General features: G+C 68.4%; 11 protein-coding genes and 1 pseudogene. 5 read left to right on the forward strand and 7 right to left on the reverse strand.

From position 1 onward, the window contains the following. Positions 1 to 516: 516 nt before the first annotated feature. On the reverse strand, positions 517 to 1,467 hold the full coding sequence (locus tag AC3A6J_RS11950) for a ParB/RepB/Spo0J family partition protein (protein WP_487860157.1): 951 nt from the start codon (positions 1,465 to 1,467) through the stop codon (positions 517 to 519). Between the two features lie 330 nt (positions 1,468 to 1,797). Beyond that, on the reverse strand, positions 1,798 to 2,952 hold the full coding sequence (locus AC3A6J_RS11955) for an AAA family ATPase (RefSeq protein WP_487860158.1): 1,155 nt from the start codon (positions 2,950 to 2,952) through the stop codon (positions 1,798 to 1,800). 640 nt (positions 2,953 to 3,592) lie between these two features. Here AC3A6J_RS11955 and AC3A6J_RS11960 point away from each other — a divergent pair. Then, the gene (locus AC3A6J_RS11960) at positions 3,593 to 4,966 is read left to right on the forward strand and encodes a RepB family plasmid replication initiator protein (RefSeq protein ID WP_487860159.1); all 1,374 of its coding nucleotides are present in this window, start codon (positions 3,593 to 3,595) and stop codon (positions 4,964 to 4,966) included. A gap of 68 nt (positions 4,967 to 5,034) precedes the next feature. Here AC3A6J_RS11960 and AC3A6J_RS11965 read toward each other — a convergent pair whose 3' ends face one another. Then, positions 5,035 to 6,498 carry an MFS transporter gene (locus AC3A6J_RS11965; RefSeq protein WP_487860160.1) on the reverse strand — a complete coding sequence of 488 codons (1,464 nt, stop codon included), beginning with the start codon at positions 6,496 to 6,498 and terminating at the stop codon, positions 5,035 to 5,037. Between the two features lie 194 nt (positions 6,499 to 6,692). Here AC3A6J_RS11965 and AC3A6J_RS11970 point away from each other — a divergent pair, with 194 nt between their 5' ends. Then, entirely contained in the window at positions 6,693 to 7,505 is an 813-nt protein-coding gene (locus tag AC3A6J_RS11970; RefSeq protein ID WP_487860161.1) for a helix-turn-helix transcriptional regulator, read from the forward strand. After that, complete coding sequence (locus tag AC3A6J_RS11975) at positions 7,502 to 8,083, forward strand: GNAT family N-acetyltransferase (protein WP_487860162.1); 582 nt, start codon at positions 7,502 to 7,504, stop codon at positions 8,081 to 8,083. The genes AC3A6J_RS11970 and AC3A6J_RS11975 overlap by 4 nt, the downstream gene beginning before the upstream one ends. Here the strand turns inward: AC3A6J_RS11975 and AC3A6J_RS11980 are convergent. From AC3A6J_RS11980 to AC3A6J_RS11995, 4 genes and pseudogenes are all read right to left on the reverse strand, one after another. Next, positions 8,080 to 8,343 carry a TOBE domain-containing protein gene (locus tag AC3A6J_RS11980; protein ID WP_487860601.1) on the reverse strand — a complete coding sequence of 88 codons (264 nt, stop codon included), beginning with the start codon at positions 8,341 to 8,343 and terminating at the stop codon, positions 8,080 to 8,082. The genes AC3A6J_RS11975 and AC3A6J_RS11980 overlap by 4 nt on opposite strands. Beyond that, positions 8,301 to 9,275 carry a Bug family tripartite tricarboxylate transporter substrate binding protein gene (locus AC3A6J_RS11985; RefSeq protein WP_487860163.1) on the reverse strand — a complete coding sequence of 325 codons (975 nt, stop codon included), beginning with the start codon at positions 9,273 to 9,275 and terminating at the stop codon, positions 8,301 to 8,303. The genes AC3A6J_RS11980 and AC3A6J_RS11985 overlap by 43 nt, the downstream gene beginning before the upstream one ends. A 12-nt stretch (positions 9,276 to 9,287) precedes the next feature. After that, positions 9,288 to 10,328: pseudogene (locus AC3A6J_RS11990) on the reverse strand (tripartite tricarboxylate transporter substrate-binding protein). Positions 10,329 to 10,336: 8 nt separating this feature from the next. Further along, a complete protein-coding gene (locus AC3A6J_RS11995) occupies positions 10,337 to 11,749 on the reverse strand; it encodes an FAD-dependent oxidoreductase (RefSeq protein WP_487860164.1) in 1,413 nt (470 codons plus the stop codon). A gap of 115 nt (positions 11,750 to 11,864) precedes the next feature. On the opposite strand from AC3A6J_RS11995, the gene AC3A6J_RS12000 reads away from it, so the two are divergent. After that, positions 11,865 to 12,728 carry a helix-turn-helix domain-containing protein gene (locus AC3A6J_RS12000; RefSeq protein ID WP_487860165.1) on the forward strand — a complete coding sequence of 288 codons (864 nt, stop codon included), beginning with the start codon at positions 11,865 to 11,867 and terminating at the stop codon, positions 12,726 to 12,728. Between the two features lie 89 nt (positions 12,729 to 12,817). After that, positions 12,818 to 13,795: a ferritin-like domain-containing protein gene (locus AC3A6J_RS12005; protein WP_487860166.1), complete on the forward strand. Its 978-nt coding sequence runs from the start codon at positions 12,818 to 12,820 to the stop codon at positions 13,793 to 13,795. The last annotated feature ends 3 nt before the right edge of the window (positions 13,796 to 13,798 follow it).

Consider the following 13,798-nt stretch of genomic DNA (forward strand, 5'->3'; position numbering starts at 1 on the left):
TGTAGCCATTGGGTGGGAATGCTATCGGTGCCAAAGGAGGGCACGGCGCATGCGCCGCGCCTTTTTGGCGACATTGTGCAATCGCATAATCATCAATCTCTATTCTAGGTGCTTTGCGGCCTAGATTCGAGAATCGAATGTCGGGAAATGCGCTAAGTCGTTGATCTGCATGGCTCTTTTTGCTTCGGCCCGGCGCTGGAGGCGCCGCTTGCATCCGGTTTCGGAGAGACTGGTTGCATTGCCGGCGCCAAGTACGCGGCACGGCAGGAGATCGGAGGATGGAGGCAAGGCGAATGAAGGATGTTAGCGCACACATTCATATGCCGCTCGTCTCGATTCCCATGACGGCTTGTCGACGCGCGCATGAAAGCCCGCGGTTGACAGGCCCAGCCCCCGCCATGCCGCGGATCGCGCCTCCTCTGCCCTCCTCCGCTCCTCCGCTCCGGCGCACCTGCGGGCTGCGAGCAACTGCCGGCAATTCCCAACGGCACTCACATTACGAGGTCCTACCCTTGTTCAGCCAAGCATCTGCACCTTCTGCAGCACCTCCGAGATCGCCTTGATGAGCGCCTCCGTCGGCGGCTGGGCCGCCACGCTCGGCAGCAGCGTGAGCGTCACCGCACCATCGGTGCCCCGCACGCATGAGCCCACGGTCTTGCCCTCGCTCTGGATTGCGATCTTCTGCGGCTTCGCGCCGGGCTCGTTGCCCAGCAGCCGCGCCACGACGACGGCCGGCAACAGCTTCTGTCCGCGCACCTTCTCTGCCCGCTTGAGCACGCTGCGGCGGTCCTTGTCGAGCGCCGCGTTGAGTTGTTCCGCATGGCGGTACTGGATCTCGAGCGGGCTGCGGAAGCATTCGACGACGGCCGACGGTAGCTGCGCCACGATCAACGCCTTGCGCACCCAGGTGTGGCTGACGCCGAGCTTCTCGGCCATCTGGCGCTGTGTCGGGAACAGCTGCTCCTCGAGCGCACGCTGGTACATCACGCCCTGTTCGTACGGCGAGAGATCGGCGCGCTCGCGGTTCTCGCGGTCCATGGCCGCGAACAGTTCGGCGTCGCCGAGCTCGTCGACCCAGATCGCCGCCAGCACCGGAATGCCAAGCTCCAGGCAGGCCCGGTGCCGGCGATGGCCGAAGACCAGCTCGTAGCGGTCGGGCTGGTCCGGCAGCGCCCGCACGAGGATCGGCTGCACATTGCCGCCGGCCTGCTCGATGTCGGCCTTGAGCCCTGCGAACTCGGCGTTCTCGAACGAGGCCGGATGCCGGTTGGCCCAGCGCGAGGCGCGGATGCTCGACGGGTCGAGCTTGCGCGTGGGCGTCGAGTCGTCGTAGTGCCGAAGCCGCTCCCGAAGGGTCGCCAGCTCGCCCTCCACCGCCTGCATCTGGCCGCGGAACGCGAGCATCTGGCCCGGACCGGTGCGCGGCGCGAACTGGCCCGGCTGTGCCGGTGGAAACCTGGTTTCCACGGCGGCACCGGGCATGGCCGGCGGGATCGGCGCGGCAGCCGGAAACGCTGCAGCCGGGCTGGGGGCCGGAGCGGGCTCCGGAAGCGAGAGTCCCGCTGTGAGCGCTTCGAGACGTTTACGCGTGCTGGCCATTGGGACCTCCATTGCAGTGGAAACCTGGTTTCCACGCCGAGCGCGTGGTGCGATTGAACGATGCATGCGGACCCGCGTCCGCTCCGGGCCGGCGTGGAAACCAGGTTTCCACGGCCGCGCCCCGAATCAGGTGGAAACCAGGTTTCCACGCGCCGCGTGCGGCGGCACACCGGCCGCTCACGAGATCGGCCGACGCACTCATTGCATCTCCCCCTTGTCGGCCCAGCTGCTCACCACAGACTGCTCGACCAGGTCGACGAAAGAGTCGTAGGCATCGGCCGCGCGCTTGTAGGTCTTGGCGGCACCCTCGTATTTCTGTACGTCGTAGACGGTCGCGAACTCGGCCGCCTTGTTGCTCGTCACGCTTGTCTTGGGAATCTCGACGGGCAGCGTGTACTCGCCATAGGTCGCCTGGATCCACTGCCGGACCGCCGGCGTGGCCGGGTCGCTCGGGTCGACCCGGCTGAGCAGCACGTGCAGGAAGTCGAAGGCCTTGCCCGCGCGCTCGCCGCTCTGCGCATCGAGGTTGCCGCCCAGGTCGGCGAGCAGCGACCAGAACTGGGCCGACGATGCGAAGTCGAGGCCCGACGGCGGCACCGGTACGATGATCCCGTTGGCGGCCCAGAGGCCGTTGATGGTCACATAAGACAGCGACGGCGGCGTATCGATGACGATCACGTCGTAGAGATCGCGCACGCTCTCGAGTCCGGCATTGAGCACGTCCCAGAACCGCGCACCCGGCTCCTGCATCTGGCGCGCTGGGAGCGCGAACTCGGCCGAGAACAGGAACGGTGCGGCGGCCACCAGATCGAGGCCGTCCCAGTAGGTGGAGCGGATCGCATAGCGGATGTCGGACTGGCTGCCGTCGCACAGCGGCGCGATCGTCATGTCCTCGCTGATCTCCGCCTCGGGCAGCAGGCCGTGCAGGGTGGTCAGCGATCCCTGGGGATCGGTGTCGATGGCCAGCACGCGGTGGCCGCGCAGGCTCAGGCCCTGTGCCAGCACCATCGCGGTGGTCGTCTTGGCGACGCCGCCCTTGAAGTTGCCGACCGCGATGGTGAAGGCCTTCTTGCCCGCGGGACGCATCTTGTCGGCACGGTAGGTGCGGGTCCAGGTGCGCAGTTCGCTGAGCTCGAAGTTGCGCTTGCCGCCAGCCGGCGTGAGGCGCCCGCTCGGCAGATCGTCCTTGGTGATGCGGTAGGCCACATGCGCCTTGTCAACGCCGCACAATGCCGCCAGCTGCGCGGTAGAGTAGACGGGCGGGATCTTGCGCGCCTCGGGCGCGAGGAGCCGGCCGCGAATCTGCTCGACCATCGAGCCGGCTCGCGCGGCCAGGGCTGCGATGCGCGCCATGTCGATGCGCGCGCGCGGCGGAGAGGCAAGCGCGACGGGAAGGGGGGCCGTGGAAACCTGGTTTCCACCAGCAGCCGGTGTGGGCGACGCCATAGAGAATAGCCTTATTAGACGGAATCCGGCCATTCTATGAGAATCCGTCGAATGAACAAGATCTGCGATAAACATCGTGCATATCGCCGATCCAAGTGTGAGAGCGATTGGGGACCAAGGTGAGGAGGATTGGGATTCCGACCTCGGGCGGTTGCCGCAGGGCACCCCGGAACCCCGATCGAGGTGCCCCGGGACCCGCCCAGCGACGCCAGCGGGTGCGCCAGCGCCTGCAACGCGTGTGCAAGCGCCCTGCGGGCCTGCCGCGCCCCTTGTCCACTCACATCAAATCCCATCCGTTCCCACATCAGCGGGCGCCAAATCCCTTTCGTTCTCACATTCAATCCCATCCGTTCTCACACTCATTCCCAGCGCTACTCACAGTTCCGCTTGCAAGTGGCTGTCGCCATTGAAGAAACAGGACCGTCAACTCTTCAATATCCCAAGTGTTCTTCTTCAAAGTCTCAAGGCACCGCTGCATGAACCTGTGAATTGACCCATTCACAAATCCGCGGCATGATGTGAAATAAACGATCTCCCGGAAAAACCCATGGAAGAGGGCGAAGCGCCACGGCCGCCGCCGAAACCGCCTGCCGTCACCGACGAGCAGAGCGTGGCCAAGGCCAACGAGGCCATCGCCATCCGCCCGAAGCGGGGCCGGCTCACGCTGCTGTCGCGGCGCATCTACAACGCGCTGCTGTACCACTCGCAGAAACAGGGCGTCGACGAGCCCGTCTACAAGCTGGCGCTCAGCGAGCTGATCGGCGATGCCCGCTTCAACTCCAACAACACCGAACTCCTGAAGTCGCACCTGCGCGACATGCAGGCCACGACCATCGAATGGTCGACCAGCGGCGCAGGCCTGAAGCGCTGGGTTTCCTCGCAGCTGCTCGGCACCGTGTCGATCGAAGAGCAGGGCAGGGGCCGGCCCTGCACCATCACCTGGCGCTATCCCGAGGAGATCCGCGAACGCCTTGTCAAGCCGCACCAGTACACCCGCGTACTGCTCGAGATCAGCGCCCAGATGCGCAGCTACCCCGCGGCCGTGCTGTACGAGATCGGCGCGCGCTATCTCACCTCGCCGAGCCGCCTGTCGATGCGCGAGGACGTGCTCTGGTGGGCCGCCGTGCTCACCGGCCGCAGCGACATCACCGAGGTCGACTACCGCTTCCTCAAGCGCGACGTGATCAGCAAGGCGCTGGCCGAGATCGAGGCGCTCTGCGAAGATTTCAGCCTCGAGCTGATCGAGCACAAGCGCGGCCGGCGCATCGAGGAGATCCAGTTCAGGGTCGTGCCGAAGCTGCAGCAGCGCCTCGGCACGGCCGACGACCCGAGCCGAAACGTCTTCGACCTTGAACTGGTCGGCAAGCTCATCGCGCTCGGCCTGAAGCAGGAGGAGGCGCAGGACCTCTACGCGACCACCGACGAAGGCCAGTTGCGCGCCACGCTCGAGCATGTGGAACAGCGGCTGCGCAGCCAGGCGCTGCCGACGCTCAAGTCGCCCGCGGCCTATTTCAAGGACGCCCTCAAGAAGGGCTATGCCGGCGTCAAGGGCGAGCCCGAGCCCGCCGCGTCAGGCGGTCCAGGCGGCCCGGCCGCGGCGCCTCCCGCGCCCGTGCTCGACAGCCAGGACCGCATGCACCGGATACGCGAACTCTGGGACAACGACCGCATGCAGAAGGCGAGGGGGCTCTACCAGGAGATGCCCGAGGCCATGCAGGCCGAGATGCGCACGCGCTTCGAGGCCGAGCGCCTGCCAGCCATCGCAGCACCGATCGCGCGCGCCTGGCGCCGCGACGGACCGGCCAGCCGCATCGCGGCCACGACCTTCCACCGCTGGCTCGCGCAGACCACCTGGCCCGAGGAACCCTCCGACCGGGTGCTGCTGGACTTTGCGCTGGCGCAGGGCGTGGCGGGGATGTGAGCACGGAGGCGAGGTGATCTCTCAATCGCTGTGTTGAGTGTGTGCTCACCTTCGACTGATGCTCCACGTTATCGAGCCGTTCCCTCGCCGGTGTCGCTGCTGACGCCGATATGCCGCAGCGTGATCGCCGCCAGCCCCGCCAAGACGGCGATCCCGATGCCGCTGACCGCAGCCGCCACGTTGAGGCCCGCCACGAAGGCGGCCTGTGCCTGTTCCAGCAAGCCGTCCGGCAGGAGCTGCGCGACCGACCTGGCGCCGGCAAGGCTGTCCGAGACGGCCCGTTCGATGTCCTGCGCCAGCGGCGCACCCTCGCGATCGGCCATCCGGGTCCGGTAGACCGCAGTGGTCAGGCTGCCCAGCGTTGCAATGCCGAGCGCCAGGCCAAGCTCCTGCACCGTCTCCGACATGGCCGACGCCGACCCCGCCTTCTCGGGCGGTGCCGCGCCCACCACCAGATCCGTCCCGAGCGCCGCGATCGTGCCCAGGCCGAGATACACCAGGGAGAACGATGCGGTCACCTGGGCTAGGCCATCCGGTCCGCGGTCGAGCTGGCTCAACATCAGGTAACCCAGTGCGGACAGCGCCAGCGCGGCCGCGATCACGTGGCCCGGCCGGAGCCGCCTGGCAAGCAGGGGCGCCGTGATGCCCGCCATCAGCATCGCGAGGGCAGGCGGCCCCATCCAAAGTCCCGCCGCCAGCGGCGACAGCCCCACCACCAGCTGGAGGTACTGGGTCACCAGCAGCATCGTCCCGCCGACGCCGACCAGGCCCACCAGCAGCACCCCCAGGGCGACGCTGAATGCCCGGTTGGAGAACAGCTCGATGTCGACCAGCGGACTGCGCAGCCGACGTTGCCGCCGCACGAACACCAGCATGAAGGCCGCGCCTGCCGCGATGGCCAGCATGGCACCGGCCACGATCCCTTCGTTGGCCATCTGCTTCACGCCGTAGACGACCGGCAGCAAGGCCAGCAGCGAGAGCGCGACGCTGGGCAGATCCAACCGCCCTTGCTGCGGCGCACGGTACTCCGGCAGAAGAAGCGGGGCGGCCACGAGCAGGAGCGCGACGACCGGGAGCGCCACGAGGAATGCGGCGCCCCATCCGTAGCGCTCCAGCAGCAGGCCGCCGACCACCGGCCCGGCCGCCATGCCGAGCGCAAACATGGTCGCCCACACCCCGATCGCCAGCGCGCGCTGGTGGGGGTGGACGAACATGTTGCTGATCAGCGCCAGCGTCGAAGGCATCAGCGTCGCGCCCGCCACGCCGAGCAGGGCGCGCGCCGCGATCAGCATGGCGGCGCTGGTCGAACAGGCCGCCAAGGCGGAGGCAAGCCCGAAAGCGGCCGCGCCGAACATCAGGAGCTTGCGCCGCCCGATCCGATCCCCCAGCGTTCCCATCGTGATGAGAAAGCCAGCGATCATGAAGCCATAGGCGTCGACGATCCAGAGTGCCTGCGCGCTCGTCGGGCGCAGGTCCATCGCGAGCGCGGGCAGTGCAAGGTGCAGCAGCGTCAGGTCGAGCCCGAGCAACATGGTGGGCAGCGAAAGCAGGGCCAGCCCCGTCCACTCCCGGCCGCCCGCGCGGCGTCCGGACACAAGAGACAAATCACAAATTGCGGTCAAAAATCGCCTCCGATTCGCGTTGGGTTGAGTCAGCCAGCGCATCTTCAACGGCCCGCAGCACTATTACAATTTAACTATTTATCCTATTGCTCGGAGTGACAGCCATGGGTGAGCGGAGCCTCAGCCGTACCAGGAACGAGTTGTCGGCCTTCCTTACCCGGCACCGCCTGAAACTGACCCCGGCCGATGTCGCGCTGCCCTCGCGAGGCCACCGCCGCACGCCGGGCCTGCGACGGGAGGAAGTCGCGGCGCTCGCCGGCGTGGGCCTGACCTGGTACACCTGGTTCGAGCAGGGCCGGGACATCCGCGTGTCCGAGAAATTCCTGCTCGGCGTGGCCCACGCGCTCAAGCTCGACGACGCCGAATGCAGCCATCTCTTTCTTCTGGCCCACAACCGCCCGCCACCGCCCGAGGCGCACCAGGGTGCCTGCGTCACGCCGCGCATCCAGGCACTGATGGACGAACTGGCGACAAGGCCTGCCTATGTCGCCAATTTGCGCTGGGATGTCATTGCCTGGAACACGGCGGCCGACGATCTGTTCGGCTTCGGCGCCCGCACGCATGGGCTGCGCAACATCCTGCGCCTGGTGTTTGCCGATCCCGACATGCGCCGGCGCCTGCCTGCTTGGCACGACGATGCGCCCAGGCTGCTCGCGCAGTTTCGCTACGACCTTGCCGTGGCACCGGACGAGCCTTCGATGGTGGCGTTGGTCGAGGACCTGAAGGCGCTGTCGGCAGACTTTCGGCGATGGTGGGAGAGGCCGGAGAGCGCACGAGCGTGCCGGGGCATCGGCTCCGTCATGACGGCCGGGGGAGCGCGCGAGGATTTCCGGCACGAGACCTTGGTGGTGGATGAACACCGCCATCTCCGAATGGTGGTGCACTTCGCCGAGCCGGCGGAACACGGGCGGTCATGAAGTCTCCTGAAGCAGGGCTTCGCATCGAAGTGAAGGCCGTCGATACGCTGCGGGCGTACGCTGCCATTCCCAGCCGCTTTCAAACGCAGACTGTCTTTGACGTGGAAGAAGAAGATGGCGCCTTCACGTTGCAGGAGCGCGCATTGCCGGCACCGTTCGGCAAGGACTACGACGAACTCGAGGACCCGCTCGAGTGGCCGGGATCGTTCGACGTCAGCCGATGGGCCATGGTCAATGCGTTCGCCGGTACCCGTCTCGTGGGCGGCGCCATCGTCGCCTTTGACACGCCGGGCGTCGACATGCTGCAGGGCCGCCGCGACCTTGCCGTCCTCTGGGACATCCGCGTCCACCCGCATGTGCAGGGGCAAGGCATCGGCGCGGCGCTGTTCCGCGCCGCGAAGCACTGGAGCACCCAGCGCGGCGCCCGAACGCTCAGGATCGAGACCCAGAACGTCAACGTTGCCGCCTGCCGCTTCTATCGCGCCATGGGCTGCCGGTTGGTGGCGGCGGAAGCGGGTGCCTATCCTGAATTGCCTGGCGAGACAAAGCTGTTGTGGGAGCTTGCGCTCACGCGCTAGGGTCCGGAGTCGCCTTGGTCGAGACGCTGCCCGCCCGCCGCATCGAACAGATGCGCTTTCGCCGCCACGGGCCACAGCGCGAGCCGCTCGCCCGGGCGCGCATCGATGCGCTCGCGGAACGCGGCCATCACCGGATGGCCGCCCAGGCGCAATGCGACCTGGGTTTCGGCGCCCGTCGGCTCGACCACCACCACATCGGCCGGCAGGCCGCGCGTCGCTACTCGATGCGGATGTTGGCCGCGCGCGCCACCGGCTCCCAGCGGCGCCGCTCGGACAGCACCAGGCTGCGAAAGGCCTCCGGCGTTCCGCCGACCGGCTCGGCGCCCATCGCCAGCAAACGCTCGCGCACCTGCGCATCGCGCATGATGGCGGTGATCTCCTGCGACAGCAGCGCCACCAGCGGCGGCGGTGTGCCACCGCGCACGAAGAAGCCGATCGACGACACGCCGTACAGGTCGGGGTAGCCGGACTCCGCGAGCGTTGGGATCTCCAATGCCAGTGGCGAGCGCTTCGCGCCGCCCGTCGCGAGAATGCGCACGCGGCCGGCGCGGTGCTGCGCGAGGTAGTCGGAGATCACCGAGATGCCCGCAGAGATCTGGTTGCCCATCAGGTCGGCCAGGAGCGGCGTGCCGCCCTTGTAGGCCACCAGTTGAAGGTCCACGCCCGAGAGCGCACGCAGGCGCAGCATCAGCAGGGCGCCGACGCTGCTCATGCTCGAGGTGCCGATGCTTCCCTTCAGCGGGTCGGCCCTGGCCGCCGCCAGGAACTGCGCGAGGCTCTGCCAGCCCGAGCCGATGCTCGCCGTCAACGTGTGCGGAATGTGCACGCCGTCGCACACCGGCATCAGGTCGGTGTCGGGGTCGAACGAGAGCTTCGAAAAGAGGAATGGAAAGAACGCGGCCACCGCGAGCGGCGCGAACATCACATGGCTGCCATCCGGCTCGGTGGTTTGCAGGAACTGCGAGGCCACGAGGCCGGTGCCGCCGGGCTTGTAGTCGACCAGCACGTGGCGCCCTGTGCGCTCGCGCAGCCGTTCGGCCACCAGGCGCGTGACGTTGTCCATGCTGGCGCCGGGCGGCACCACCACGATCATCTTGATGGTGCGCGGCAGCGCCTGTGCCTGGGTGCTTCCCGCGCGCGCGACGCCGATGAAGGCGGCGGCACCGGTGCAGAGCTGGCGTCGATTGAGCATCGCGTTGCGCCTTCAATCCTGCGGCGTGAAGCCTGAGGCACGCACGATGCCGCCCCAGCGCGCATGCAGCGCCACGAGGCTGGCCCTGAAGGCCTCGGGCTGCATCGGCGCGACCTCCAGGCCCATCTGCGCGAAGCGCGCCTGTGTATCGGGCAGCGCCAGCATCCGGTGGGCCAGCGCTGCGAGCTGCGCCACGGTCTGCGGCGCGACCGCGGCCGGCGCATAGACCGAATAGGACTCCTCGATGACGATCTCGGGAAAGCCCAGCTCGGTGTAGGTGGGCACGTCGGCCATGAAGCGCGAGCGCGCGGTGCCGCTGGTGGCGACGAGGCGCAGCTTGCCGGTCGACATCAGCGGCAGCGCCTCGGCCGGCGTCAGCACGCCCGGTGCGATCTGGCCGCCCAGCAGGTCCTACCCCAGCGGTGCCATGCCGCGGTAGGCGGCGTGCGTGTAGTCGAAGCCGGCGCGGCGCCCGAGCATGATCCCCGAGAAGTGCGCGCTGGTGCCGGCGCCGGGCGAGCCGAACGAGGCCTGCTTCGGGTTGGCCTTGCACCAGTCGATGAACGCCGGCAGCGTGCGCACGCTGGCGGGCACCATCGTGCTGATGGCGAGCACGAACGGAAACTTGGCGAGTGGGGTGACCGGTGCGAAATCCGCCAGCGGGTCGTAGCGCAGGCTGCGGTAGATGTGCGGGAACAGCACCATCATGCCGCTCGGGCTCACCAGCAGGCTGCTGCCGTCGACCGGGCCGCCCTTGACGTGCTCCACCGCCAGGCGGCCGCTCGCGCCGGCCTTGTTCTCGACGATCACCGTGTCCGCGTACGTGCCGCGAAGATGGTCGGCCAGGAGCCGCGCGGTCACGTCGGACGAGCCGCCCACGGCGAAGCCCGTGGAGATCGTCGCGAGCTTTAGGCGCGCCTGTGCGCGTGCAGGCAGGCCCGCGAGTGCGGGCAGCGCCGCGAGCGCGCTGGCAAGCCAGTCGCGCCGCCGCCAGGCGTGAGGGTTGTTGTCGTTGTCGTGTTCTTGCATGCTCGTCTCCGGTTGTTGTGTCATGGCCCAGGTCAGAACAGCGGCTCGTTCCACTGCAGCGCCTTGGCGTCGATGCCCTCGCGCACGCACCGGGCGGCGGCCAAGCCCGCGATCTCGCCGGTCTGGGTGCACCACGGAAAGTTGCGCATCACCATGAAGATGGTCTCGAAGGTGAACGACAGCGACGCACCGGTCAGCAGCAGGTTGTCGACCTCCTTCGGCAGGAAGCACCGGAACGGCACCTCGAAGGTGTACTTGGCGTAGGCATCCCAGAAGAAGGTCTTCGTCATCGGCCGGTTCACCGCGTCGGGAAAGCGGCGGCCCTCGCGCGCATCGTCGATCGAGAAGACGTACTCGCCGATCGGGTGGCGCCCGTCGCGCACGCCCACGTAGCGGCCCACGTGCGCGATGAAGGCCTGCTCGAAGCCGGGCACGTAGCGGGTGAGGAAGCGCGCTTCGGCGTCGATCAACTGGCGCAGTTCCTTCTTCGCACGCGAGGCGTGCTCGGCGTCGTCGTCCATGTGCAGCGCCCACTCGTACGGCACGTTCTGCCAGAGGATGAAGGTGCCGGGTCCCTGGATCGGGCTCATGTCCACCGTCGGGTGGCCGATGTAGTGGTCGCCGTAGACGCCCTGGTCGGCCAGGCGCGGCCGGTACAGTTCGGGCGGTATGTCGCCGACGGCGCGCGCTCGGGCGATCAGTTCCGTGAGGTGCCAGTCGCCGGTGCGCTTCTGGTAGGCCGCGGTGCGCGCAAAGTCGATGCCGCCCATGATCCACAGCAGACCGCCGGGGATCGGGCGGCTCTCGGCATCGCGCGCGACAGTCTCGCGCTGGCGGCCACCGCCGCGCACGAACGGCGCACCCGCGCGCGCCACCACCTCCGACGTGCCGGTGCCTTCCACGAACACCTTGCCGCGGATCGCCTGCCGGCCCGCCACCGTCTCGATGATGGCGTGCGTGATGCGCCGCCCCCCGCCGTCCTGCACCATCTCGACGTCGGCGAAGGCCGCGCCGTAGATCGCATGCACGCCTGCTTCCTCGAGCATGCGCACCATCACGTTGCCGGCGCCATCGGGGTTGAACGACGTGCGCTTGAACGCGCTGCCGGGCGGCAGGTAGTAGTCGTAGTGCGCCAGCGGATTGCCGGCCCAGTCGGGCAGGTTCTGCTCGTCGGCCGTGTAGAGGCAGCCTTCGCGCTCGAAGCGGTCCATCAGCTCGGTGTGGATGCCGCCCACGCCGGCGTTGGCGGCGCTTTGCAGGCCGGAGGTATGAACGCCGCCCGGCATGTCGAATTTCTCCACGATGACGACGCTGCAGCCTTCGCGGCGCGCGCGCAGTGCCGCCGCGAAGCCGCCGGGCCCGGCGCCGATCACCACCACGTCGGCTTCCGCCACCACCGGGACTCCGGCGCTGCTCGTTCCAAGTGCCTGCTCTTCTCTGGCCATCTGAATGATCCTGCTCTCTCTGGTTGCGCGACCCTTCGCGCAGGTCTGCAAAGGTAGGCGTGCGAGCGGACGGTACAAAGCGACAATCGACGGCATTACACCTGGTGGAATATCTGTGGAAAGCGTCAAGACGATCCGCGCGGTGGAGCGCGCCTTCGAGGTGCTGCGCGTGATGCAGGACATGCCCCAGGGCGCGTCTCTCGTCGAGCTGCAGCGGGCAACGGGTCTTTCGGGTCCGACGCTGCTGCGCATGCTCAAGACGTTGATGGCCGTCAACGCGGTGCATCGCGGCATGACCGACCAGCGCTACCGCCCGAGCGTGCAACTGCAGGTCCTGGCGAGCGGCACGTCTCCGACCGAACGGCTCGCGGAGATTGCCGCACCCTGGATGGACCGGCTCTGCGAGGCCGTCGAATGGCCGTCGGACCTGGCGATCCACACCGCCAATGACCCGTTCATGCGGGTGCTCGAATCGAGCATCCGGCAATCGCGCCTGTACGTGCGCCGCAAAGGCGGCCGCACGCGCGTCAACCTGTTCGGCTCGGCGGCCGGCACCGCATTCCTCGCGGCGCTGCCGCGCCAGCGCCGCGACGAACTGGTGCAGGCCGTGCGCGGCGGTCGTGACGTGCACAACGCGAACGCACTGGCAGCCGGCGATCTGGAGGCGCGCGTCGCACAGGCGCGCGAGCGTGGCTATGCGGCGCGGCACCGCATCTACCGGGGTGGCCCGTTCAACGGGCCGGCACGCGACGACAAGCTCGACGCCATCGCCGTGCCGGTGATCCATTCCGGCCGCTTGATCGGCGCGTTGAACATCAACTGGAACCGCGCCGCCATGACCGAGGCCGCGATGGTGCGCCGGCACCTGCGCGCCTTGCAGGAGGCCGCGCTCGGCATTGCCGCCGCCGCTGCGGCGCACGGCTTGCTGCAGGCGCTGCCCTGCGTCGAGGCCAAGGAAGACACGCTACCCGGCGCCTGACGGCTGGACTACAGCAGGCCGCGTCCGTCGCCGACCTTGCATTGCTTGCCGGCGCCGAATGATGAGTCACCATCATCCAAGGAATCCGCATGAACCAAGGCAAGACTCCCTCCGAGCGCGACGACCTCAACCTCGACCCCATCACCGGCGAACCGGGCGCGCATCCCGTGGGCACCGGCGCCGGCGCCGCGGGTGGCGCCCTCGCGGGTGCCGCCGTCGGTGCCATGGCCGGCCCTGCCGGTGCCGTGGCCGGCATGCTCGTGGGTGCCGTGACTGGCGGCATGGGCGGCAAAGCCGTCGCCGAACGCATCAACCCGACGGTGGAGCACGGGCACTGGGAAGGCGCCTACACGCGCGAGCCCTACTACGAGCCGGGACTGAGCTACGACCACTACGGCCCCGCCTACGAACTGGGCTGGCGTGGCCGCGCCGCGCTCGACGACGACTTCGCGGCCGTGGAGCCCTCGCTCGCGCGAGAGTGGGAAACGCAGCGCGGCAGCTCGTCGCTCACCTGGGACCAGGCGCGGCCCGCCGCACATGCCGCGTGGGAGCGCACGGACCGGCTCTACATGCGCGAGGAGGACACCGTGATCCCCGAAGGCGATCCGCTCGCGGACGACGAAGTGGTCGACGTGCTGAACGACGTGATCGAGAACGCGCGCGACGGCGAAGCGGGTTTCCGCACCTGCGCGGAAGCGGTGGAATCGGCGCAGCTGAAAAGCCTGTTCACTGCGCGTGCCGCCCAGCGCCAAGAGGCCGCGGCCCAGCTGGCCCAGCTCGTGACGGCCTATGGCGGAAAGCCCACCGACGGCGGCACCGCTTCGGGCGCGCTGCATCGCGGCTGGGTCAACATCAAGGACGCGGTGGGCGCGAACAGCGAGCTTTCGATCCTCGAGGAATGCGAGCGCGGCGAGGACGTGGCCGTGGCGCGCTACCGAAAGGCGCTGCGCGAGCGGCTGCCCGCCGACGTGCGCCAGGTGTTGCAGGCGCAGGCCCGTACCGCGCAGAGCCACCACGACGAGATCCGCGACCTGCGCAACGCAGCGCGCACGGCAGCACGCGCCTGAGCG

It is taken from the genome of Variovorax sp. Soil_C_39, from assembly GCF_057656815.1.

Bases quoted from the DNA above. Each gene is read 5' to 3' on its own strand.
- AC3A6J_RS11955 (WP_487860158.1), bottom strand. From the start codon at position 2,952: ATGGCGCGCATCGCAGCCCTGGCCGCGCGAGCCGGCTCGATGGTCGAG.
- AC3A6J_RS11975 (WP_487860162.1), top strand. From the start codon at position 7,502: ATGAAGTCTCCTGAAGCAGGGCTTCGCATCGAAGTGAAGGCCGTCGAT.
- AC3A6J_RS11970 (WP_487860161.1), top strand. From the start codon at position 6,693: ATGGGTGAGCGGAGCCTCAGCCGTACCAGGAACGAGTTGTCGGCCTTC.
- AC3A6J_RS12005 (WP_487860166.1), top strand. From the start codon at position 12,818: ATGAACCAAGGCAAGACTCCCTCCGAGCGCGACGACCTCAACCTCGAC.
- AC3A6J_RS11965 (WP_487860160.1), bottom strand. From the start codon at position 6,498: ATGTTGCTCGGGCTCGACCTGACGCTGCTGCACCTTGCACTGCCCGCG.
- AC3A6J_RS11960 (WP_487860159.1), top strand. From the start codon at position 3,593: ATGGAAGAGGGCGAAGCGCCACGGCCGCCGCCGAAACCGCCTGCCGTC.
- AC3A6J_RS11985 (WP_487860163.1), bottom strand. From the start codon at position 9,275: ATGCTCAATCGACGCCAGCTCTGCACCGGTGCCGCCGCCTTCATCGGC.
- AC3A6J_RS11995 (WP_487860164.1), bottom strand. From the start codon at position 11,749: ATGGCCAGAGAAGAGCAGGCACTTGGAACGAGCAGCGCCGGAGTCCCG.